This window comes from Anabaena sp. FACHB-83 (assembly GCF_014697485.1).
Lineage (GTDB): Bacteria > Cyanobacteriota > Cyanobacteriia > Cyanobacteriales > Nostocaceae > Nostoc_B.
This window is the reverse complement of record NZ_JACJRY010000032.1, coordinates 48,303-73,849: the sequence shown is the minus strand read 5'-3', so window position 1 is coordinate 73,849 and position 25,547 is coordinate 48,303. Positions and strand designations below refer to the sequence as shown.

Annotated in this window: 14 protein-coding genes and 1 pseudogene; 1 reads left to right on the top strand and 14 read right to left on the bottom strand. The window is 42.3% G+C overall.

Features of this window, described 5'->3' with window-relative positions; all coding sequences use genetic code 11:
- Positions 1-110 precede the first annotated feature (110 nt).
- From H6G79_RS26615 to H6G79_RS26590, 6 genes and pseudogenes are all read right to left on the bottom strand, one after another.
- Positions 111-992: pseudogene (locus tag H6G79_RS26615) on the bottom strand (transposase); the annotation flags it as partial.
- Between the two features lie 297 nt (positions 993-1,289).
- Positions 1,290-6,422, bottom strand: coding sequence for a response regulator (locus H6G79_RS26610; protein ID WP_190593044.1), 5,133 nt, complete (start codon positions 6,420-6,422; stop codon positions 1,290-1,292).
- Between the two features lie 105 nt (positions 6,423-6,527).
- Positions 6,528-9,434, bottom strand: coding sequence for a methyl-accepting chemotaxis protein (locus tag H6G79_RS26605; protein WP_190593043.1), 2,907 nt, complete (start codon positions 9,432-9,434; stop codon positions 6,528-6,530).
- Positions 9,435-9,450: 16 nt separating this feature from the next.
- Complete coding sequence (locus H6G79_RS26600) at positions 9,451-9,981, bottom strand: chemotaxis protein CheW (protein WP_190593042.1); 531 nt, start codon at positions 9,979-9,981, stop codon at positions 9,451-9,453.
- Positions 9,982-9,994: 13 nt separating this feature from the next.
- Positions 9,995-10,360, bottom strand: a complete 366-nt coding sequence (locus H6G79_RS26595) for a response regulator transcription factor (protein ID WP_062297988.1) — start codon at positions 10,358-10,360, stop codon at positions 9,995-9,997.
- Between the two features lie 183 nt (positions 10,361-10,543).
- Positions 10,544-11,752 carry a response regulator gene (locus tag H6G79_RS26590; RefSeq protein ID WP_190593041.1) on the bottom strand — a complete coding sequence of 403 codons (1,209 nt, stop codon included), beginning with the start codon at positions 11,750-11,752 and terminating at the stop codon, positions 10,544-10,546.
- Positions 11,753-12,156: 404 nt separating this feature from the next.
- Here H6G79_RS26590 and hmpF point away from each other — a divergent pair, with 404 nt between their 5' ends.
- Positions 12,157-13,914, top strand: a complete 1,758-nt coding sequence (gene hmpF / locus H6G79_RS26585; protein WP_190593040.1) for a pilus motility taxis protein HmpF — start codon at positions 12,157-12,159, stop codon at positions 13,912-13,914.
- 31 nt (positions 13,915-13,945) lie between these two features.
- Here the strand turns inward: hmpF and H6G79_RS26580 are convergent, their stop codons facing one another.
- The 8 genes from H6G79_RS26580 to H6G79_RS26545 all read right to left on the bottom strand — a co-directional run bounded on the left by H6G79_RS26580 (position 13,946) and on the right by H6G79_RS26545 (position 24,910).
- A complete protein-coding gene (locus tag H6G79_RS26580) occupies positions 13,946-14,923 on the bottom strand; it encodes an NAD-dependent epimerase/dehydratase family protein (RefSeq protein WP_190593039.1) in 978 nt (325 codons plus the stop codon).
- Between the two features lie 241 nt (positions 14,924-15,164).
- Positions 15,165-16,145 (bottom strand): tRNA lysidine(34) synthetase TilS, encoded by a 981-nt coding sequence (gene tilS, locus H6G79_RS26575; RefSeq protein WP_190593038.1) that lies wholly within the window; start codon positions 16,143-16,145, stop codon positions 15,165-15,167.
- Positions 16,146-16,535: 390 nt separating this feature from the next.
- On the bottom strand, positions 16,536-17,591 hold the full coding sequence (gene ccsB / locus H6G79_RS26570; RefSeq protein ID WP_190593037.1) for a c-type cytochrome biogenesis protein CcsB: 1,056 nt from the start codon (positions 17,589-17,591) through the stop codon (positions 16,536-16,538).
- Positions 17,592-17,789: 198 nt separating this feature from the next.
- Positions 17,790-19,961: a tyrosine-protein kinase domain-containing protein gene (locus tag H6G79_RS26565; protein WP_190593036.1), complete on the bottom strand. Its 2,172-nt coding sequence runs from the start codon at positions 19,959-19,961 to the stop codon at positions 17,790-17,792.
- Between the two features lie 66 nt (positions 19,962-20,027).
- Positions 20,028-21,437 (bottom strand): polysaccharide biosynthesis/export family protein, encoded by a 1,410-nt coding sequence (locus H6G79_RS26560; RefSeq protein ID WP_190593035.1) that lies wholly within the window; start codon positions 21,435-21,437, stop codon positions 20,028-20,030.
- A gap of 360 nt (positions 21,438-21,797) precedes the next feature.
- Positions 21,798-22,535, bottom strand: coding sequence for a cyanoexosortase B system-associated protein (locus H6G79_RS26555; protein ID WP_190593034.1), 738 nt, complete (start codon positions 22,533-22,535; stop codon positions 21,798-21,800).
- A 74-nt stretch (positions 22,536-22,609) separates the two neighbouring features.
- On the bottom strand, positions 22,610-23,509 hold the full coding sequence (gene crtB / locus H6G79_RS26550; protein ID WP_190593033.1) for a cyanoexosortase B: 900 nt from the start codon (positions 23,507-23,509) through the stop codon (positions 22,610-22,612).
- A gap of 231 nt (positions 23,510-23,740) precedes the next feature.
- Positions 23,741-24,910 (bottom strand): DegT/DnrJ/EryC1/StrS aminotransferase family protein, encoded by a 1,170-nt coding sequence (locus H6G79_RS26545; protein ID WP_190593032.1) that lies wholly within the window; start codon positions 24,908-24,910, stop codon positions 23,741-23,743.
- Positions 24,911-25,547 lie beyond the last annotated feature (637 nt).

The following is a 25,547-nucleotide window of genomic DNA, read 5'->3' as shown; positions in this document are numbered from 1 at the left end:
TTTTTTGAAGATGTGCTGCAACTATTTTTTCTCGAAGATCGACAGAGTATGACTTCATTTAGAGGTATTTATATTTTAATTTATTGTACCTCATAACAGACGCAAGTGCTGTAACGAGCTTGCTCTCCCTGCCATCGACCAATGTGAGATAAAGAATGCTCAACAGCAACACGTTCTCTAAGCTTGGCACGGCCAGCAGGAGTTAATTGGCGTTGTTTTAATTCTTGAAACAATGGTTCATCAGGATGAATCGAAACACTGCGTCCAGACTTAGAAGTAGTGCAGCGTTCTCTTAGTGGACAAGTTGTACAAATATCTTTGGGGAACTGAACTTTGCCACCAACGCTAAAAGGTAAAGTAACCCCATTCGGGCAGCAAATAGTCTGATTGTCCCAATCCAGGCTAAAAGCAGTTTTGGTAAACTTCTTACCGTTTCTTACTTGCCAAGCCTTACAGTAAATAGTCAATTCATCACTTCTGTTTTGAACCAAGGAACTACTGAGATAAGCACGGTCAATGTGTAACTCAACCAGATTTACTTGCTGGTGTTTCAAGTCAGTAGCAATTGCATCTGTCACAGATGCTTCAGGGACATTCGCTCTTGTGATTCCAACAGCGCGAACCAAACCGTTGTCTAAATCACGTAAGACATGACGCTTATAACCATCAAATCGCTGGCTTTTACTTTTACGCCCGTGCCTCATCTCTTCATCTTCAATGGAGATGCGTCGTTCTTTGGCAACTCCTTTGAGTAGTTTGATTTTACCATGAGCATCCACTTCCACATCCTGTGCTTCAATTAGCCTACGGTCAAGTCCTTGGATAATCAGCGCACTACGAAATCTGACCAGAGTTGTCTGTGAAAACGGTGCTTTTTCGCAATCTATGCAATCAGTTACTAGTTGCCAACGCCTATCCATGATCATCGCTTCAATGGCTTCCGCATCCGAAGCACCTGTGTACGCTTGCAAAATACTTACTAACGCCAACTTGGTGGTACTGGTGGATTGACCTGAATCTACCTCAACTGGGGTTATGCCTCTCCTTGAGATTTTATTAAATATTACTTACAACTTGTTTATCGCTGTAAGGTTTGACTGACAAGCGTTTACTCTACTTTCTTGTCCATTATTTACTTCTCTCTGGGCTGATTTTTCTTTTGTTCCCCGATTACTGAATCGGTGTTCTAGTATTTGATTATCATTTTCATTGAGTGAGCAAGTAGGATTTGCTGTAGTCAAATGTCTGATGATGCTGTATTAATCTCATCTCAAACTTCTTTAGCACCCTCAACCGTTACTACTCACCAATTTCTCTCCCTTCAACATCCTGACAGCAGCTTCGAGTAGGGCTTCTTCGAGATAAGGCTTAGTGAAGTAACCACTAGCACCCAGTTGAATTGCCATTTGTCTGTGTTTATCAGCACCGCGTGAGGTCAGCATAGCGATAGGTAAGTAATTCAGGCTGGAATCTTTTTGAATGCGTGATAGTAACTCCAGTCCGTCGCAACGGGGCATTTCAATATCACAGAATACAATATCGCAAGGTAGTCCAGAGCGCAGTTTATCCCAAGCTTCTTGACCATCACGGGCTTGTTCAACGCGATAGCCTGCTTTATTGAAGGTCAAAGATAACAATTCTCGAACTGTAATTGAGTCATCAACAATGAGTACAGTTGGATCAATTTTCTCAGCCGGAGCTTCTGTAACGCTGGGTGGAACTTTTTGCTGCCAAGAAGTACCGCCAGCATTTTTAGATATGCGTCCTTGGAAGATGTCGATAATTTCCAACACGTCAGCAATTGGCATAATTCGACCATCACCGAGAACGGTAGCACCTGCTACACCGATGGGTTTTGGTGCTGGTCCTTCAAATTGCTTAATTACAATTTCTTGTTCACTGAGTACCAAGTCAATTTGTAAAGCAATTAATGTATTGCCTGATCGCACCACCACTACCGACACTGTATCATCATCCCTTGTACCGCCGTAAACATTACCGCGACTCAACTGGCGATTAAAAGATAACAGTTCTTTTAACGGACGGAAGGGTAAGACTGTATCTCGCCAAGAAATAAATGCTTGGCCATCAGCATTATGTTGAATATTTTTGGCGGGGATATCTAAAGTATCTTCCACACCGTCCATCGGGAAGGCAATTCGCGCTTTATCAGATACGCAACACAGGGCTTTACAAATACTTAAGGTGAGTGGTAGACGAATCGTGAATGTTGTACCTTTGCCAATGGCGGAATCTGTATTCACTGTCCCGCGAATTTCACTAATCTCGGAACGCACCACATCCATCCCTACGCCACGTCCCGAAATTTCATCGGCTTTATCTTTGATACTAAAGCCCGGTTGGAACAGCAAATCATACACTTCCATCCGCGAGATGCTTTTTGCTTGTTCTTTGGTAATCATCCCGACTCTGACAGCCTTAGCTTTGACTTTTTCTGAGTCGATACCTGCACCGTCATCACCCACAGAAATTACAGTTTGGTTTCCTTGGTGGAAGGCGCGAATGGTAATTTCACCCACTGGTGGTTTACCCGCAGCTTGACGTTCTTCGGGAGTTTCGATTCCATGCGCGATCGCATTATTCAACATGTGGGTGAGGGGATCGGTGAGATGATCTAAAATCATCTTGTCAATTAAAGTATCACCACCTTCAATCACCAACTCTATTTGTTTGCCGCATTTAATGGCGTTATCTCTTACACCACGCCGCAAACGGTCAACCGCCTGGGAAAATGGCACCATACGGGCGCGGGTTAAACCTTCTTGCAATTGCGTTGTGACTTGGCGGAATTGTCTGGCGACACGTTCAGTTTCTTCGGTTACAAAGTCGATGTCACTCGCCGACTCCCGCACTCGTACAATCAATTCAATCATTTCCTGAGATAATGTGTGGAACGGCGTAAACCGATCCATTTCTAATTCGCTGAAACCTCGGTCAGTATCATGTTCTGAAGATTGGATTTGAGTTTCTCGTTTGTTGCGGCTGGCTAGGAGAGAAGCTTCTAGGAGCGATCGCTCATATAATTCTTGCATTCTCGCGCCCACATCCGACAACTGCTGCACTTGAATTAACAAGTTATCTAGTGACTGTCGCAACCGTTCATGATCCTGTTCTAAGGTGTTGCGATTCACCACCAATTCTCCAACTAAATTACTCATGTCATCCAGTTGTTTAACTGGCACTTTCATTGTTTCTTCAAATCTGCGTCGTCCTCCTCCCGAACGGGGCGCTTTACCTGTGTTGGGTTTAATTTGTGATGTGTGGGCTATGGTGTTATCTGCTTCCGCCAGGAGTTTTTCTAAATCACTAAATTCATCGTCTAATTTTGGTGGAGCTGGTGTTGCGTTAGCAGAATTATGATTAGTTGTGGCAGGAAATTCTTGAATATTAGTGTGATGAATTTCTGGTGCAGGAGGTTGAGGGGTTTGCTTGTTGCCACCTAATAACGCTTCTAAAGCGGCAAAATCATCAGAGGCGATCGCTGCATCATGACTTGGTAATTCTTCACCTAATAAGGCTTCTAAATCCGCGAAGTCATCTTCTGCGGCTGATTCCTGATTTGTATTTTCTGGAGTGGCAATACTTTCTGCTGCTAATGGTTCAATAGTTGGTGTATCGGCTACAGTTTCAATAATTTCTAATAATAATTCTGGTGACTCTGTTGTTTCTCTTAATACATCAACAGCGACTGTCTCATTAATATTTTCATAAACTTCTAGCTTTAATCCTGTCTCTCCATTACTGGCAGATGGCATTTCATTGCTGGAAAATAAATCAAAATTATCGTTAACTGTTTGTTCTGTTGTCTCTGGTTGATTATTATCGGTTACGAATAAATCATCGAGTAAATTGTCAAAACTTGGCAGTTGGGAAAATTCAATAATTTCTGTTTCTGCTAGTAATCTGTCTAAATCTGGTTCTAATTCACTAATATCTGTAGCTAATAAATCATCTAATAAATTCAATTCTGTATCTTGATTAACCACTGGTTCTTGGGAAGATACTTCAGCAGGTTCCCCAAGACTCATATCGCCAAACAAATCAAAATCGGGACTATCGGAACTATCTAACTGAATATAAGTGCCATGAATTTTTACTTCTAAATCATCTAAAGTAATTGCTTCATTCTCTGCCGTTGTTTCTAGATCATCAAAAAGATTTAATTCTAATTCGCCAAAACTTTGAGCATCAACCACATCTGATTCTGGGGATTTTTCGGTAAATTCAGGTTTGACATCCAACGCCTCTGGTTCTTGGGCAAAGTTGCGAATTTCTGAAGATGATCCAGAGCGATCGCTCACAACAGGCAGCTTGATATTACCAAATAAATCATCCTCTTGGTCAACATCAAAATCTAATTCTGACTGGAGAAAAGTTAGCTCAAACTCATCTCGGTAATCGGTAATATTTGCCGAACTCGTATCTGAAAAATCAACAAAAATCTCCCCAGAAGCCGCCGCCGCAAATAAACTTTCTTCTAACGCCTTAGCAACATCTACTTCTAAACCATCTTCAAATTCTGAAGTTGTGTCTACTTCTGTGGGGGAATTCCAGAAGTTATGCAAATCATCTTCTGTTTGGGATAAATTCGTTGTTGCAGACGGACTATCAAATAAATCCCCAATGCCTGATTCTGCGGTGGGTATGAGGGTATTTTCTGCCCCTTCCGCAAATAAACCATCTAAAGATAAAGTGTTTGGTTCAGAATTTGATAACTCAATTTCTGGATGCTCAGTATTTATTTCAGCATTTTCCAGGAATAATTCATCTAAAATGTCTTGCTGGGTTGCCGATAATTCATTATTTGGATGCGTTGGATTTGCTGGTTGAGTAACTTCGCTCGTAGTTGAGTGTTGCGGCTCATCTCCAGTCAATGCTAATAATTCATCGACATCTGGATTACTTACATTGCTAAAATCTGGCTGAGTTTCTGGTGCTGTGGTTGGTACTGACGGTTCTTTTTCTAAGAAATGATCGCCAAATAACAATCCCAGGTCTTCACTCGTGTCGAGATTATTGCTTAATGAGTCCCCAGAGCTATGATCTAAAGACAGAAAATCAGCTAAATCACTATCATGATCTGCTGTGGGGTTTTCAGTAATATCTATTTCTAAATCACTGATAGGATGAATCTCCAGAATTTCTTCTTGTTGCCAAGTTTCATCTAATTCTGGTGTCTCTCCTTCAAATAAATCCGCCAAAGTATTTAATTCTGCTAGTCCCACCTCTGGGCCGTGATGATCAATTCGCGCCACAGTCAATGATTCATCTTCGCCCTCACTAAACAGCAAATTAGCCCCATTCTCATCAGGAGGATTAATCGCTGCTTGGTCTGGATTCAGCTGTTCATTCAAATCTGTCAAGCTGATAACACTATCTGCTGGTTGGACACTGGCAATCAGTGAAACTTCCTCAGCAGTCGTGGTACTGATAATTGGAGTTTCTGTCTCGACTGGCGCTGCATTGTCCAATAAATCAAAGTCTAAAGAGAAAGACTCCAGTTCAGGAAAACTCAGCAGTGCTTCTAACTGCTGAGTAATCTTAATTTCAGAATCTCTACCTTGGAGAACTAATTCCTGAGCTTGTTTAATCTCAGTAATCACAATTTTGGCTAAAGTCAGATAAGTATTTTCACTATTACAAATTGCATTAGCCGCCGCTTGACATAAACTAGACCAGTTAGGCAGATTCCATCTTTGTCCGAGTTTTTCTAACTGGCTACAGCACTGCTGAAGATTTTGCCGTGATTCTGATGTTGCTTGTTGCTTAAACAGTTGCAACATTTGTCGGAGCGATTGCAGCACCTGGTTTTGGAATTCGCTCCAAGTATTTTCCGGTGCTGGTAATGCTGGCGCGGAAATTTGGGTTTCTTCTGTCGCTGCGGAAATATCCTCGCGCCGGAAAATCTCGGTCAGCGTACTGACAGTTTCGATATGGGCAGCTTGGATGATAGTATGACCATCTTCGGCTGCACCGCCTTTTTGTACCAACAAGTCTAAATGTTCATTCAGCCATTTAAATACAGGTTCAGCTTCCGACATTAAATTATTGGCTGCTTCTTCGGAGAGTCCGTAAGGGCCACTCAAATGTTCTAATAAAGCTTTCAGAGTATCAGCTACACCCAAAAACAAAGACTCTAACTTTTCATCAACCCGCACCGGATGTTCTTTGAGAACTTTAAAGCAATCTTCTAGACGGTGAGATGTATGCTGGATACTGGTTAAACCCAGCATCGCTGCGCCGCCTTTAATAGAATGGGCTGCCCGAAAAACTTCATTGATCATTTCCGGGTCGTTCAAGGTACTTTGCAGATTTAGCAACCCCTGTTCAATGGTGTTCAGGTGGTCTCGCGCTTCTTCGATAAAGTAACCTAAAATCCTCTGTTGTTGTTCCGGCAGCATAATTAAAGTTCTGAGTGCTGAGTGCTAAGTGCTGAGTCTGATGTTTTTTGTCTTTTGTCCTTTGTCCTTTGTCTTTGCTAATGACTAATGACTAATGACTAATGACTACTTCGATTCCAATGTATCCACGCGGAAACGCTCAACAGAAGCGATTAAGTCACGGGACACACCCACTAGGTTTTGGAGTGCGCCAGAAACTCGTTGTGCTTCCTGGGAGGTTTCTTGGGCTGTAAGTTCTACTGATTGCATAACTTGAGCGACAGCACGGGAGGTTTCTGTTTGTTCTACGGTGTCGCTGGTAATTGAGCGCACAAGAATATCAATGCGGTTTGCTACTTGAATAATATTTTCGAGCGATCGCTTGGCTTCTTCTGCCAGTTTTGTGCCTTTAATTACCTGTTGTGTGCCTTCTTCCATCGCGGTCATTACTGAGCCGGTTTCACTTTGGATTTGCATCACAATCTGTTCAATTTCTTTCAAAGATTTTGCCGATTTATCTGCCAACTGGCGGACTTCATCAGCCACAATTGCAAATCCTCTTCCCGCTTCACCCGCCCTGGCTGCCTCAATACTGGCGTTGAGTGCCAGTAAGTTGGTACGGGAAGCAATTTGGGAAATTAACGCCACAATCTTAGAAATTTCTTGGGAAGATTCGGCTAAACGTTTTACTTTCCGGGTGGTTTCCGCTACAGTTTCCCGAATTTCTAAAATCCCCGCCACGGTGTTTTCTACCGCTTCTCCACCTTTGAGCGCAATGCTACTAGCATCACGGGCAACGGCTTCAGCTTCTCGCGCCGCTTCTGCCACCCGTTGAATTGAGTCAGTCATCACCTGCACAGAATTTAAGGTGACAGCTAACTCTTCGGCTTGGCGCAAAGCGTCACTGGATAAAGCACGGGCAAAGGTTTCGGAATTAGTCGCACCTTTGGTTACTTCCCGCGCCGCAACTTTTACCTGTTGGACGATATCACGCAAGTTTTGAATTGTCAGGTTAAAGGCATCCGCCACGGCACCAAGTACGTCTGCTGTCACCTCTGCCTGCACTGTCAAGTCACCTCTGGCTGCCCCTTCTACATCGTCCAGCAACCGAATTACTTGCCGTTGGAGGTTTTCTTTGGCTTCTTCTTGTTCATCAGCTTTGCGTTGGGCTTCATTGGTGGTAGTAAAAATTACCCGCGCCATTTCATTAAAGCCAGTAGCTAATAAACCTAATTCATCTTCGGAATATACGGAGGCTTGGACATTGAGATTGCCTTGGCGGACGGCATCAAACTGAGTTTGTAAATCCTTGGTGGTACGGCGAATTTGCTTGAGGGTGAGATTGCTCATAAAAGCAGCCGTGGCAAACCCCGAAATCCCAGCCGCCAGGGACATCGCCCAGCCTGTGTTACGAATGGATGCTCGCTGTTGAGGTTCGGAAAAAGAAGTCGCCCCAAAGCTGACCACAGCCACCACCATTGCTGAGAAAATTCCCACAGTCCCAGCTACTAAAAAAGGCTTCATATCCAAAGAAGCATTTTCTAGGGGGGCTAACCAGCCTTGCTCTACACTAGCTACTGGCTCTAATTTTGACACATCTGTTTGCGTAAATATCGGGACAGCTTCTTGCGACCCTGTAATGGTAAATAGTTCTTCATCGCGATCGCTACTACCATTATTCGGGATCGGTTCATTCGCCTTACTACGGGGACTGCTGTTGGTTTCCAATGGCCCAGAAAGTACCACATCTCCAAAGCTCATATCCGAGTCTGCTAAGTCAAATCCTGGAATATTACCCAAGTCGTCAAATTCATCAAAATCATCTAAAAACTCGATATTACTTTTAGAATTTTCACTACTGAGGGTACTGTTAGTATCCCCAGTGGTTCTAAATTCATCTGAGCCAAAGGCAGATTCAAAGGCTTCAAAATCAAAATTATCATCACCCTCAAACGAGTTGGTGTCTAAAGTTGTGCCAGCTTTTAAAGGAGGATTTTGCAAAGAAAAATCGTCGTTAACAGATGAGTTGGTATTGGTCGAATTTTCCGGAAATTCGATTTTTTCTAACCAATTACTTGGTTGGGGGGCAAAAACATTATCTTGATTGGTTTTTATGTCCACATCCGGGATATCTTCTGGCGATTTTGGTAAAGTTGCATCCAGAATACCCATTTTCGTGTCTAAACTTGCCATGCTTGGCTGAGAAGAATTTTCTGGGGAAACAACATCCTCAGCAGTATCTAAAATCTCACTTGTGAGTAAATTATCTGGCACAAACGGCGAATCAACACTGTTGCTATCAAAGGGTGAACTGGCTGAAGTGCCATTTGTCCCACTATCAAAGGGGTTATTAACAATGCCGGAATCATCTAAACTGATGACAGATATGTCTTCTTGCCAAAAAGCGGGTAAATCTAAGGCAATCTCTTCTTCTGGGCTGTGGTTGAGTTCGGCACTCTGGTCATCTAGACTGACGGCAAAAGGATCATCGATCACAGCAGGTGACTCTTCCACCGTTTTGTGCATGACAATGCTGTCTGTGGGAATATCAAATGGGTTCGACGATGATGGAGGTTCTGCCAAACTATCGAAATTCAAACTTTGGCTGTCTAAATTAGCAAATGCGCCTAAGTCTTGTAAGTCTGATGTATCCATATCTGAATCTGAGGGATCACCAATCCCTGTAATCCCAGTCAGACTAATTGACTCCAGTGACTCATCAATCTCACTCGGAATAGCTTGTTCTTCCAGTGGTTGTAAATATTGATTGATATTCTCTAGACCATTTTTGGCAAAACTAATGATTTCGGGATCATCAGTCAACTTTAATACTTTTTGATACTCGGCTTTAGCAACATCGTACTGCTGCAAAACATAGTAGACGTGACCCCTCAATAAGTGGCAGTTAGGGTCATCTGGTACATTTTGTACTACCTGATCAACCAAGGTAGCAGCGAATTCATAGTCTTGTTCCGCATAGGCTGTACAAGCCTGCTGATATGTTTCTAGATAATCATCTATTGTTGCTGCCATTTGCTCCCTCCCAATATCATCCTGCCCACCTTGCACTCCGCACAATTGCCGTTTGATCAAGTAATCTTAGAAACTGGTTGCTTTTAGCACCTAATGACCACTCGCCACGTAAAAAGGGAGCCATCGTATCTGGTAGATTTGTTGGTGGCATCAGATGTTGTACATCTAGCCAATCCATACCGCCGACTTCATCGACTGCTAAACCGACTATTGTTTCCTGCTCCTCAATAGCAATTACTGGAATTTCTGCTCTATCAGTATTTAGCGCAGTACCTTCGCCCAGAAATTGACCCAAATCTGCCACCCAAATTACTCGACCTCGTAAATTTAGAGTACCCAAAAGTAAAGGAGAAGCATTAGGAATTGGGGTAATTCTATCAGGGCTTAATTCTAAGACTTCTCGAATACCAGTCGCTGGTAGGGCAAACTCCTGATGCGAGGGAATATAAAAACGCAAATGTAACTCACCTTCAGGACTTTCTACTTGTAATTCTGGGCGGAAGTGGTCTTGACCAGTGCCACCTAAAAAGTCCGGTTTGCTCACCATATAATTTTCATCCTTATCCTCGCAGGAGTTGTTTGACTGTTCCTACCAACTCTGTTGGTTGAAACGGTTTGGCGATATAAGCATCCGCCCCCTGTTTCATTCCCCAGTAGCGGTCAAATTCTTCGCCTTTAGAAGAACACATAACTACAGGGACATTTTGGGTTTTTGGGTCAGATTTTAACCGCCGACACACTTCGTAGCCGTTCATCCGTGGCATGACAATATCCAATACCACCAAGTCTGGCGGAGCGGTTTGAATGGCCTCCAACGCTTCTACTCCGTCACTGGCATAAGTAACTGTTAAACCAGTGGCTTTCAGGAGGTCAATAATCATCTCCCTCTGTGCGAGACTGTCTTCCACAATCAGAACTGTACTCATAAATGTTTATCTACCTCCTGATGTAGACGTTCCTTTTTGGAACATTCCCTGACTCCCCGTTAAAATTACTTGTATAAATTTATGCTATTATTTCACTAATTGACTAGATAATAATTCGGCATGGGGTTAGTTGATTCTGTGATAACATTTTTTACCCCATCTTTTATAGAATCAACAAGTCTTCTATTTCTTTGGTGTTCCCATAAAAGACTTGTAATTAACATATTTCTCCATAAGCATAAGTAATTCTGAATCATCAAATGGTTTTGTGAGATAGTCTGTCGCTCCCACCATTCTGGCTCTGACGCGATCGATAAAGCCATCTTTGCCGGTGAGCATAATAATTGGTACTAAGCGAAATGCTGTCGAATGACGCAGCATACTGCAAATCTCGTAACCATCAAGTTCTGGCATAGCGATGTCACATAAAATTAAATCTGGTCGGAGTTGAAATACTAGTCCCAGGGCTTCTAAGGGCTGAGTTAGGGCGATCGCTTCATAACCATGTAACTTTAAAATTGACTCCACAGCCTCACAAATCGTCGTTGTATCATCAATGCAAACAATCCTCGGACGATGGTTTTCTTCCCCTGACTCTGGTATCGATGTCTGGAAATGATTTGTCGCTGCATCCACTAGTTGTAACCAACCTTGCTGCACATAAGGATATATCGCCTTCGCAATTGTCAATAAATCTCGATTCAGGTAACGCGCTAGTTGTCGCAGCGATGTTTTACCATCCGCCCAATGCTGTAGTTTATTCACTGTTGCTTCTGGTAGGGAGGAGCGTAATTCTACTGTATCAACTAATACTGGTAATTGCTCCGGTGATTGAATTTGGGGATATAGGCGCTTCCATTCCTGGACTTGTTTGGTGATTCTGGCGACTAAGGGCGCAATTTCTAAACTTGTGAGTTGTGGTGCGAGGGCTGCCCCTTGACGAAAAATAAAATTACCTTGGTGTAAACTCAACAAATCAAACAGAGTTTCTTGTACGAGGCGCTGAATAATACTGTGAGCTATCTTGGGGCTAATTATATTTCGCTCTAATAATGTCCATAAATATCCATACTCTGGGACATTTTGGGTGGCTAGTGATGTATTGTGCTTTTGATCTAGTCCTGTCTCAACTCGGTAATGGCGTAAATAATCGTCAATCCGCGATAAATTACTATCGCCCGCTTGACAATAGATAATTTGACCATTGAGAAAAAAGACAAACCATGATTGTTTTCTGGGATTTTTGCTATGGCGATGTCTGATTGTCTCATCTAGGTTGAGATGATCTTGCTTGTGAAAGCCAGCTTCCACTAAAAGTTGCCCAGTTCGCTGGCCTAACTCAATCAATTGCAAAATACTGCGAATATCAATTTCATTCAAATTTCCCTGCATTTAGCGCCACGCAACTCCTTGTTATCTTCTTGACTTAAGTTTGCCCAGCAATTTTTGCTAGATTTCTCATAAGTAAAGTAAATTATTACTCACCAACATTCGCCATCTTATTTCTCCAACAACTAATGTCTATCAGGAGATACATTTAGCCATAAACCGTAAATTTTCGTAATACTGCTTGATAAACTTAGTAATCACACGGAAGTCATGATTACTATCACCAGTACAAAATATAAAGGCGTGACTCAATCGCTTTGATGAAATCTGAGGATGTGAATTTTCACGTCTATCAATAGTCTTGTCTATATTTTTTCCTACACCACGGTGAAATTAAGACAAACTCACATAAGCATCTTAGGTATATATAACAACACGGACATTAAGTACGCAAAAGGACGAACGGTGTGCTGTATTTAGCAGAAGTACAAAAGCAGAAGGGCGGCTTACTTAGTGGTGGTTCTAAAACCGAACTAAAACTGCTAGCTTGTCAGCGAACCGACCAGAATTGGAGTACTGTGTCGGAAGAGGTGATTACCGCAGAAGAAGCCAGCAAATTAAACGATGGTGCATTAGTGCTAGTTGAACTGAATCCGAATCGCCAAGTGCAAAGGATTCAAGAAGCGGGACGGCCATTGGTCAATATATTGCAAAATTTTTCGCGGCAGCTAGAAAAATTTAAACTCAAGGAAGATGAGATTGATCAGTGGAAGCAGTCGCTAACATTTCAGGCGCAGGAAATGAATCGCCGCGAAATGGAAATGGAAGCACGCTTAGAACAGTTGCAACAACTGGAAGATGACTGTCAACGTCTAGATGAGCAGAAACAGGAAATTGACTCATCCCGTGAGGAAATTGAAAAGTTACAAGCAGAAATTGAGCGAAACCGCCAAGAATTAGAAGGTGCTTGGGAGCATCTACGCGGTGAACAGCGTCGCTTAGAAGAACGACAAGCCGAGTTCAAACAAGGTAATGTTTTAGATGAAGAACAAAGTCGGGTGATGAGTGATTTATTGAATCGCTTATCTAGCCGATTTGCACCGACAGAAACTGTCAGAGAACATCTGCATTTAGCGTTTGAATTAATTGAACAGCAGCAAGCAACTTTAAATCCCCATTGGGAAAAGTTAGAGCAGCAAAAAACATTAGCCAACCAACAGCAAGAAGAAGTTGAGCGTCTGGCACAAACTGTCAGCGATCGCCAAAACGAATGGCAACAAGCACATAATTCTTTAGAACAGCAAACGGCTCAATTAAAAATTAACTTAGCTACCATTACCAGTAAGCAAGAATATGCTCGGATAGTCAAAGAGCAGTTGCAATCTCAAGACGATTTATATCAAAAAATTAATTCTCTATCTGCTAGTTCTGGTGATATTTCTGGCAATAAAATTGATATAGAAGCATTAGAAAAAATGCCGTTAGATGAACTACAAAAAATAGTTCAAGATTTAGCGAAAAAATTAGAAATTGACTCTAGCTTTGTCCAAGAACAAGAACAAGAACTGCAATATAAACAAGCAGATATTACTGAATTAGAAAATAAACTCACTCAAGCTTCTGACCAGGATCATATCAATTTAGAAATGGAACTGGCAGATGAAAAAGACCATTATCAAATGCTCAATAAAACTTTAGAAGGTCAACGCCGGAGTTTATTGCAGCGTGATAAGGCTCTGAAGCAACATCAAAATGTATTACTCCGCCGCCAAGGACAACCAGTCCCCAACGTCGAAGAAGAAAATACAATTGATTTTGCGCCAATTTTGTTGCAAATAGATGGCCAGCGACAACAACAATCCCAGGTATTACAACAACTGGAACAAGAAATTGAGCAGATGCGGTCTGCAATTGAGCTTGACCAAGGGATGATTGATAACCAAAATCATGACTTGTCCCAAAAACAACAAGAAATCAAAAATCTCGAAGCTAATTTACAATCTTTGCGAACAGCAGTGGCTGAATCCTGGGCGCGAGTGAATTTATATCAAGAAGCCTTACGACCAATTCAAGATTCTTTGGATGGTTTGCGCCAAAAACTGCAAGGAATTAATGATTCATTGGCGCAAGTCCAAGAAGTAAGTGATTATCAACTACAAACTATTAGTGAAATGCGTCAGACTTTGCAAAATATGACATCTCAGCCGGAATTAATCGCGTCTTGAGCAGTCTGAAGTGTGAAGGCTGAAATAATGACTAATGTGAATGATAGAGGTCTGCAAGTTCTGCTAATCCAGAATCACGAGTCACAATCGGAGTGTAACCGAGTTCTTCTTGTGCTTTACGATCTGTAAAGGTCAATTCCTGCCCAATCAGCCGAACCATTGTACGAGTAATCGGCGGAATACCTTTACGCCTCGTTATTCTCCAAATCGCTTCCATGAATCCAGCGATATTCCATGCAACCCATCTCGGAATGCTTAAGCTCCCCGGTTTGACTCCAGCAATTTGTAGCAATGTTGTGATCCATCTGCGAAACTGTACGACATCGCCATCGCTTAGGAAGTAAGCTTGTCCACCGGGACTCCGTTCTGCTGCTAGAATTGCCCCATAACAGACATTCATCACATGAGTTGTCATATATGAATAGTTGCCCTGATCAATCCAAATGAATTGTCCAGTTTTTACTGCCGTTACGAGTTGAGGCAGTACGTGATCCCCATTACCCCAAATCCACGACGGACGCACTACGGCGGTTCTGAATCCAGGTCGGTTTGCTGCAATAACTCTTTGTTCTGCAAGGCTTTTAGTGGCAATGTATGGAGAAAATTTAGGTTGCTGAAGTGGATAAGATTCATCAATCTCAGATAAAGACTGATGATCGAACACGGAAGCCGCAGCACCAATTTGAACAAAGCAAGAGACATTTGCTGCTTGTGCGGCAGCCAATGTACACTCAGTCCCAATAACATTGGTTTCGTAGAAGGCTTGATATTTCCCCCAAATGCTTAAGAAACCTGCAATATGGAACACAATGTCACAACCTTGCATTCCTAGAGTCATGGCTTGTTCGTCCAGCAAATCGCCGCGAACTGCCTTAGCACCCAATTGAGTTACTTGCTTGGCAGCTTGTTCGGATCGAGCTAAAGCAATAACCTCCTCTTGGCGATCGCGCAACATCTGAATCATACAGCGACCGACAAACCCAGAACCACCTGTGACAAAAACTTTCATAGTATTTCGTTGCCTCTCAAACACCAAAGAAAAAAATGCCAGAGCGTTCAATATGGTTTCGTCTCTAGCTTAAACTTGGGAGTATATTTATTACTACTAGGACTTACGCAAAAACCCTCTCGAATCCTCTTAACTTCGTGTCCTACCCTGCGGGAAGCCGCTACCGCGTCTATGCGCCCTTTGTGGTTCGTTTTTTCATGATTCTGCGTAAGTCCTGACTACTAAAATCCAGTTTTATACTTCACGCTTCATACTTTATCAAAATCCAATCGCCTTGGACTTGAGCGATCGCACCACCAGGAAAGGGATCGGTTTGGGAACGGTTTGGGGCGATAATTAAAGCCGTTAATTTTTCAATATGGTCAAAATTAGGTGCGTCGGGTAAGATTTCTAATAATATCTGTCGCATCACCCGCCGTTGTAAAGCTATTGGCACTTTCTGTAATACGCGACGATTAAGTTTTACAATATCCCCACTCCCCATAGTTGCTGCTTCCCGTAATTGCTGGGCTGCTTGTTCTAAATACGCGACATCCGCTTGCAAAAGTTCTGCTGTTTGGGCTAAAGCTGATTCGACTTTGGGGTTAAAGTTGGTTTGTAAATAGGGAATTAATTCTTGGCGGATGCGATTGCGTGAATATTCGATATCTTGATTGGTAGAATCTTCCCAAATAGGTAATTGAAAATCTTGGCAAAATTGCCCTGTTTGTTGACGAGTAATTTCCAACAGTGGACGAATTAAAATAACTTTTTCCGATAACGGACGTTGCCAAGTTAAAGCTTGTAAACCATCAGCGCCAGTACCACGCATTAAATTGTACAGCAGGGTTTCAGCGCGATCGCTGGCTGTGTGTCCAGTGACGATATATTGGTAATTATATTTTTGGGCGATCGCATTTAAAACTTGATATCGCCAATCACGCGCCGCCGCTTCACTATTTACAGGTTCTTTAGCAGTTTCTAAATAAAAATCCACACCCCAATTTTTCGCCAAATTTTCTACATGATTCGCATTTGCTTGTGAATCATCCCGCCAGCGATGATCGCAATGAGCAATACCGATATGCCATAACCATTTAGGTTGCAAATCTAAGAGTAATTTAATTAAACACAGAGAATCTTGTCCACCAGAAACCGCGACTAATAGCCGTTCCTGATGTTTAAATAAATGACGCGATTTGATTGTGCGATGAATTGTGGCGTGTAAGGGAGTCCATACCATTTTGAATTATTAACCGCAGATGCACGCGGACGGACGCAGATAATTGATAATTTTATCCGCGTGATCTGTCTTGAAAAGTTTGCTCAAGTCGGCAGAGCCGCCCACGCAACGCCAGTGAGGGAGTCGGGGAACCCGCCCAACGCACTGGCTCAACTTTTCGCTGCGTACATCTGCGGTTTCAAAACATAGAATCTATTCACAAAATATCAAAGTATATAGCGGTAGTCAGAGATGTTAGGACAATTTCAAAGCTTGAATACAAGGAATGGTAAGACTTTTTCTCCTGCCTGATTGGTGAGCGAACTTGTACTGAGCGCAGTCGAAGTAGCCAAACCACTGCCTTCTGCTCTAATTTCACCCCTCTCCACTTATGAAGAGGGGCTAAAGCTATTAAAAAAACCAACCGTACGAATGTAAACCTTTGCCTAAAAGATTCACACCCAGATAACAAATCCAAACGACAACAAAGCCACTGGCGGCTAAAATTGCGGGGCGACGACCTTGCCAACCACGGGTAATTCTAGCGTGGAGGTAAGCTGCAAAAACTAACCAAGTAATTAACGCCCAAGTTTCTTTCGGGTCCCAACTCCAGTAAGAACCCCAAGCTTCATTCGCCCAAACTCCGCCAGCGATAATCCCAATTGTCAGCAGGGGAAAGCCTAAGCCAATGATGCGATAGCTAATATTATCTAGGGTGTCGGCAAGACTGAGACGCTGGGGTGAAAGAACTGCGGCGGTTGCTGTAGCTTCTGATGGTGCAGTTGTGACCAAGTTTAAAACGGCGGTGTTACCGTTGTTAGTATTGGTTTCAAACCGACGAGCAGAACCGTTATTTTCAGCTAGATTTGTTGCTGGTTGAGTAACTAATTCACCGGCTTTGTGTAGGCGATAACCATTACTGCGGTAGCCACCAGTACCAACAGAACTACCTTGTAACTCGATTTTTTGACCGCGTGTTACAACCAGAAAAGCGATCGCTAATATTGAACCTACCATTAATGCAGAGTAGCTCAACATCATCACACTAACGTGCATCATCAGCCAGTTAGACTTTAATGCAGGCACTAATGGTTCTGCTGCTTGCATTGTTGAGGGTAAAGTCAGGGCAGCAAAGGCAGTTATCCCCATTGCCACAGGTGTAGTAAAAACCCCCACTAAGCGGCTACGGGTGCCATTTTCCGCAATTAAATGAACTGCTGTAATTCCCCAAGTCAAAAAAAACAGTGATTCATACAAGTTACTCAGGGGAAAATAACCTGCTTCTATCCATCTTGCGCCTAAAAGGGTGGCGATACACAAATTAGCGATCGCCATTCCAGCTGTTCCTAAAGCGCCCAATGCTGGTAGCTTGGGAAAAGCTGCACCTCCCCAGTAAACCAACATGGTGAGGAATAACACCGCAAAGGAGGCATTATCTAGCCAGTTCTGGAGTCCAACCAGATTCATACAGTATTCTCCACCGTTATTGCTTAAAGTTGCGATTCTAACTATTTTGATCCTAACTTGAGTTTAATTAGAGACTCAGCGTAGATAGAATAAATTAATGTCGTAATTATTAATCAGCTCGCATAATCAAGATTACGAATTTCTGTGTCTCAATCTCCGTTCTTCACTTCGATTGGCTCTGTGACATCAGCGTATTACTTACCCTACGGAAACTTGGTCAACTTCTTCCACAATTGCTGATTCTGATGCAGAGGTTGGTAATGGTTCTTTCGTTTCTGGTAAAGCAACTTCAATATCAGCACCATTGATAATCACACCCAGTAGCCCCAATTCAGCTTCTTGTAATTGATCGATTGCTTCACCTAACAAACTTTCTTGTGTATAGTTCGGTCGGGCGACCATGACTATACCATCACTGTAGGGTTGAATCAACAAAGGATCATTGGAATAACTTAAAGGACTAGTATCTAAAATCACTAAATCATAACGCTCACGGGCATCTTCCATCAGCCGCCGCATTTCGCTAGATTCGATGATAGCTGGAGATTGACGAACAGGGCCAGGACTAGGAATAATGTATAAATTTTCTATATCTGGTACTAAGCGAATACAATCACTCAAGCTGGCATAGTAACGCAAAGGTTCAATAGTCGCGTCGGGGTCGAGATTAACTTTTAGGGATGCAGCCCGCGAAGGCGATCGCAAATCAGTTTCAATAATCAAAGTACGTTTCCCCGCACGAGCGCAAGCCACACCCAAATTGTAAGCACTCACTGTTTTGCCTTCTTGAGCGCCAGTACTAGCAATGAGGAGTATTTTTACATCTTTACCAGCCAAACGGCGTAAATTACTGCGGAATTTTTCATAAAACTCTAAATAGGGCGAATCGGGTGAAAATACTACTGGTACTGTGTCTGGAGGTAAATTCTCCACTGACATTAAAGGTATTTCGCCCAGTAACACCACCTCTCGTTGTTTGAGGCTGTCGCGGATATCTTCTTGAGTTTTGAATGTCCCTTCTAAAGCACCCAGTAAAAATATCACACCACCACCCACCAACAAGCCCAAGAAACCACCAACCCCTAGAGTAGCTGGTACGCTTTTGGCTTTCGTGGGTTCGGGAATAATCAATGGTGAGCGGGCAATAGTTAAGCTACTAACAGTTTCTGCCTCGGCGGTTTTAGAATCAGTAAGTTTGGCTTGCATTTGGTCATAAACCGCTTTTTTCAAGGCAACTTCCTGTTCTAAGCGCGATCGCTCTAATTGTTTGTTGGGTATTAAAGAATACTCCTGCCTGAGTCTGACTTCCTCGCGGATTTGCTGTGCCAACTGTTGTTGTAGAGTATCGCGTTGGGTTTGCAAAGTCACCATTTGATTCGCTAACCCTTGTCTGGCTGGGTCTAAATTACTTTGAGCGCGAATCCCCGAAATATTTCCCGCCAACGGTGCAGCCGCGCCACCGCCACCAATCACTTCATTAGCACGTTGTTGGATTAGTTGTTCAGTGGCTTCTTTTTGGCGATACAACTGAATCATCGTTGGATGTTCCGGGCGTAAATCTTTCCGCAGCAAAGCGATTTGCGATTCTGTTTGATATAGCTGTGTTCGCAAATTGGTCAAAATTGGGTCAGCACTCAAAGCTGAGGAAACATAAGCTTGATTGACATCTAAACCTAACTTGGTGCGTAAACTGAGAATTTGAGCGTCAATCCCTGCAATATTTAATTGAATTTGTCGCTGTTGATTTTGACTGTTAGTAATTGCTGCTAATAAACTACCATTTTCTGCTGATAATATTGCTGGACGCTCCCGGCGATCGTATTGTTCTAATCTTTTCTCCGCCGTTTGTAATTCTGCTTTCGCCTGGGGTATGCGTTCTTCAATTTTTTGAATAATTGCTCTTAATCGCCCTGTATTAATCTCGCCACTCAGCTTGATCATTGCTTGCATCAATTCCTGAAGCACCTCTTGAGCGCGTTTCGGATCAGTATCTTTATATTTCAGATCAATCACTGTCGATACAGCTTCTCCCGCCTTAGCAGCTTTTTCGGGTAACTTCAAAGCCACATTTGTACCAAGAGTTTTGGGCTTAACATTAACCTTGGTTGCAACTGCTTCAATAATTTGATCTGACAGTAAAGCCCCCTCACTTAAGTCTTGTCCTTGCTGCTGGATTTCATTTCCCGTCAGCGAAAATGAAACCGGTGGACGATTATAAGTCAGTGCTGCATTTGCTATGTAACTTATTGGTGGATCTGGTTGTACCGCCACCACTGTTGACCCGACAACCACTAGCCCAAAACCAGCTAGTCCAATCCACTTGTACTTCTCGAAGGCAATTAGATAGCGTTTAACAATTGGTGGGGTCATAGCAGAGACACATAGAAATAAGCGAGAGAATGGTGGTCAAGAATGATTTACCAAGCCAGAGATGTTTTAATTTGAGCCACCGCCAAAAAATTGGAAGAAGCGGATAAAACTTTGAACATCAAAGAACGGCCGAGTAATTGTACTAAAGATATTGGTGATTCTCGTAATCAAGTTGCGACCAACAACAATAACATCATTATCTTGTAACGGGACATTTTGAGATATATCACCAGAAAGTGCTTTTTTGGCATCAAGCCTTTGCGTAACTGCGCGGCCCCGTTCTGGATCGAATCGAATTAAAGCAATATCTCGGAGGTTTGCTGTATCTAAATTAATTCCCCCCAAAGCATCTACAAAAGTACTGCCATTTGGTAGGGTTTGTGTCACCAGTCCTCCAGCAGCGTAGTTTAACAACCGGACACGAATTTGTGGTACAGCTAAAGATGAACGAGCAATTAAATTGCGATCATAACCATCATCATTACCCACCTCCCGACGGGGGATAATCACTGCATCGCCATCTTGCAAGCGTAAATTCGGCACGGAAGCACCATTTTGCAATGCAGCATACAAATCAATATTTTGCGAAATCACAGAACCATCCATTAATGTCCGCCGTACTTGCACTTGACGCAGATCAGCACCCATTGTAGAACCACCAGCTATCAGTAAAGCATCAGCAACTCTTGGGGTTGCAGAGGTGACAGAATAAATACCTGGGCGAAAAACTTCACCACTAATCGTAATTTGTACAGGTCTTGTGGCAGATAGAGATACAGAAATCATCGGATCAACCATAACCCGACTTAAACTTAAGCGAATTTTTTCTTGAGCTTCTGCTAAACTCAAACCTTGTATAGATAATATTCCCACTTGTGGTACAACAATATTGCCTTCAGGACTAATTGGAGCTTGAAAACTCAAATCCGGGCGTAGAACCTTCAAAGACAAAACCACTACAGGATTAATAACATAACGATTGAATGACAAGCGAATTTTTTCTTGAGCTTCTTGTAAAGTCAAATTTTGTAGTGTTACAGTGCCGAGCAAGGGTGCGGCAATATTACCTTCTGGATTAATAGAAGCTTCAAAACTTAAATCTGGGAAGCGTTGAACTATCACACTAATAGAATCTCCCGGCCCCAAGCGATAAGCACCAGAAGGACGTTGAAACGTCACATTAATTACATCTCCCGGCCCTAAAAGGTAACGGTTGAGTTGGGGAGAAGCCGCGCCACTTTCATTGGGAAATGTACTATCAGCATTTGGAGGCGGTGCGGGAGGTTGTAGTGGTGATTCTTCTTGGGCAGGATTTTCGGGTGGTAGTACAGGTAATTGCCCTGGTGATGTTGTGGGAGATGGTAAAGATTGAGCCACAACAGGTTGAACAGAATTTGTCAGCCAAACACCTGCCTGAAAACTCACAAAACATAAAGTGCTAAATGCACGTACATAAGGATGGGAAACTATAAGCATCGGTGCGGTCAAACTGTATTGAGAATTAATTCTACCGAGTCGTTATTTTAGGTTGAAAGTAACTTGTATATTTGTTTTGAGTTGCAGAATTGATTATAGATAAGAGGCAAATTTTTAACTTGCCACTCTGGGAAATTGATGGATCAAAGATAACAGGTTTTCCACATTCTTTAGTTAAGTTCACATAGTTACAACCCAAAATACTTCTCAACTGGCTATAGCAATCCTAAATGATTGATTAACATCTCTCGGACTTGAAAGTGCTGAGTGCTGAGTGCTGAGTAAAAATGCTAGTCCCACTTTCATGCTTGGCTATGAAACAAGTTTCATCGGGACTGCCTTGTCTCTTTTGTTCATGTATCATCTAGGATTACTAGATAAAGCATTTGCCATTAATCTAGTTTGCACCGTTTCACCCAAAGATTGAGCTAGTGACTTGGTAGTTTCTATGTTACCCAAAGGCTCAATCGGTATCATTATACTCACTGCTACCCAGGGATTTCGGCGTTTCTGCAACTGTGCCAATTGATCTTTAACAAACCAGTGCAAAGGTGATGGGTTGCCACCATTGGGGAAAGCATACCACTGTAAAACAGCAAAGGTATCTTGTTGCGTGGAAACGCGGAAAAATCTCGCTTTTACCAACGCATCAGCAGTAGAACTAGCATTTTGGGACGGTTTCACTGAAAATTCCAGAGAACGTTCTTGGGCTATATCCCATTTTCCCCAGCGCAACCTACCCCAGCCGTTAATCTCCGTCCATTCCACTTCCGGTTGATCCTTCGGGCCGTTTTGTGGCAGTAATAGCAAAATCACCTGAGTGGGTGGACTTGCTTGTTTGAGAACTTGCAACGACCATTTATGTTCGCCTACTTGTTGTTCGGCTTGTTGAGTTGTTTCCCAGCCAGGAATGGTTAATCCGGTTTTACGTATTTTTTTTAATTCCTTGAGGGTGGTGACAGGTGGCGGCTGTTTCCATTCCCAGCGCCCTTTTAAGTAGCTGGGAACTGCGCCCATTGCCAAGAGCAGCAGCAACAATACCAGAGGTATTATATAAGTCACCTGTTTTTCTTTGAGAACCTTGGAAAAGGAAATCATCAGTAAAATTTGCAAGATTTACGCAAGATTTTACTGAATAATTGGTACTCTGAGTTCAGTAAAAGTAGCATTTATTAGTTCTGCTCTTCTATTGGTTCTGCAATTTCTGGATCTGCTAACAAATTGTTGTTCATCCAGTTCAGTAATGGTACGAGTAATAACAGCATACAAGCAGAATACAGATCACCGCCCCAACTATCATGCAACCATTTAAATGCGGCTTCGTTACCTGTGCCGTGAAAGTAACTGAGGAAGGTGTTCCGAATAATATTGGCGGTAACGCTAATGGCTACAGAAATACACATAAACCAAACACTAATGCGTCGGGAAACCAAAGCACCAGTCCAATACAGCAGCATTAAGCTGACGTAGAGAGTTGTAAACAACATTTTTAGCCCTGCACAATAGGGCGCTACTTCCACAATGCGTCCACCAACGTAAATATTGATTTCATCAACGGTGACTTGCATCCCAATTTGATTGAGTATGAATCCGGCTGTGCCAGCGATAAAGCTTTGTAGGGGTAAGGTGTAGGGAACTAATAAATAAGGTACAAAAGTGGGGGTTGCTAAAAATATCAATACCAACGGAAAGCCTTGTAAGCGCACACCTGCCACACCTTTAAACCACAGGCACAATCCTGTCAGAATAATTGGCAAAGATAGGTTAACCCAATCAGCAATTCCGCTTAGATAAAATACGCCGCCGATTAACAGTAAAAAAGCACCCAAGGGATGAGTGCTATCTGGTAAGCGTTGCCATTGTTTGCGGTTTAACCAACTCAAATAAGCAGCAAATGGTAGACCGATTATTCCATGACTAAAATATTCGTGTTCGATGCTGATAGTTTTGTGTAGCCAACCATCTAGCCAATGAAGCAACAAGGGTGTGTATAGCAATGCTAATACACCTAAAATTGCGATGCTCAGTATTTGTTGAGTGCTTCTAATTTGAATGTGTTGCGGAAGTGCCATGATTTTAAAGTATTGAAGAATTCAGAACTCAGGAGTCAAAAGAGCATCAGATGATAAATTTAGTCTCTGGGATGAATTTCATTATGCCCACAGACTAAAGTCTGGGGCTACACAATCGAAGTCCGCCTGCGCGGACTAACCTCAAATCAATACTTTGGAAACCGCGCAGATGGTTATTGAGCTTGCCGAAATGTGGTCACTCTCCGGCAGTAACTCCTGAATTCTTGGTTGTTAGACGGATAACAACTGTTGTTGTTCGCCACTCATAATTGATGTAATCTCTGCCATAACTTCTTGAATTTGGCTACTGCTTAAACCAGGATACATGGGTAGAGATAATATTTGTTTGGCTAGTTTTTCAGACTGGGGGAAATCTCCTGGTTGATAGCCCAAGTAGGTAAATGCTGGTTGGAGATGGCAAGGAATTGGGTAGTGAATTCCTGTTTGAATGCCGACGGCTGAGAGTTTGTCTTGAATTTGCTGGCGGCGTTCTGGTGAGGTAGGATCATCCACTTTAATGACGTAGAGGTGATAGACGTGTCCTGCGCCGCTTTGATTTTGGATGGGGATAATGCCAGCAGATGCTAAGGGGGCTAATTGAGTATCGTACTGTTGGGCGATGGCGTTGCGATCGCTATTCCATTGTTGTAAATAAGGTAATTTTGCCAGCAACACTGCTGCTTGTAAGGTATCTAGGCGACTATTTGTCCCTGGTTCCACATGCACATATTTTTGGGCTGCACCGTAATTGCGTAAGCGCACCATTTTTTGGGCAATTTCTGGATCTTTGGTAATTAACATTCCACCATCACCAAAAGCCCCTAAATTTTTACTGGGATAAAAGCTAAAAGCGGCGGCTGTCCCCACAGAACCAGCCCGATAACCTTCGCGTTCAGCTAAGTGCGCTTGGGCGGCATCTTCAAAAATTAATAGTTTGTATGTAGCGGCAAAATCTAATAATTGTTTTGGCGATACCATCTGCCCATACAAATGTACAGGAATAATGGCTTTTGTCTGGGCGGTAACTACTTTCGCTGCTGCGGCTAAATCAATTAAGGCTGTATCGGGGTCACAATCAACTAAAATTGGTTTTGCGCCAACCCGTAACACTCCAATTAATGTGGCAACAAAAGTATTGGCTGGCAAAATTACTTCATCGCCCACACCAATATTACAAGCTTGTAAACCAAGAGCGATCGCATCTGTTCCAGAGGCTACACCCACACCATATTCTGAATTAGATGCTGCGGCAAAAGCTGTCTCAAAATCTGCCAATGCCTTACCTAAAACAAAATCTCCCCGATTTAATACACTATTAATTGCTTGTTCTAATTGATTTTGAATTGGTTGATGTTGTAAATTTAAATCAACAAAAGGGACTCTCACAACCATTTTATTCATTGATAATTGCGCCTCAAACTTTAGGTGTAAAACTTGCTCGAAAATCTGTGTAAACTGATTGTTTAACCATAAACTTTAAACAAATCAGATTTGTAAAACATAAGTAAACCTTTGATAAAATTTACTCTTGAATATAATTTTTTCTGCCATAAAATCCATGAATAACAAACATAAAAGCCTGATACTAATTTTGGTTACTGACGAATTTATATTGCTGGAAAAATAGATTTTTATCATTTGTTAAATACTAGAATAATCTGTATTTTCTGCTCACAAACATCAAAATACTCCCTTAAATACGATTAAGTTAATTTAACAGTATTTATACGTAAAAAATATTTGAGATATAAACAATGTTTGCGTAAGTACGGCAGAAAACCTCATTTTTGCCCTATGTATACAATTACTACAGAGAAAATACTTTTATACCAATCTTAGAATTATATTACCCAAGTCAAGTTAAAAACTAACGTTGTCTGATATCAAAACCTTGAGTAATCGTGACATCCTCTTATTTATCCGTAATTTCCACAGTTATATAAAATTTCTATGCAATTATTGTTTGTCGAGGGCAAAATTGGGGAATGCTTAACAATAGGAAATCATAACCCGGCAACAGTGGTTATATATATTACAA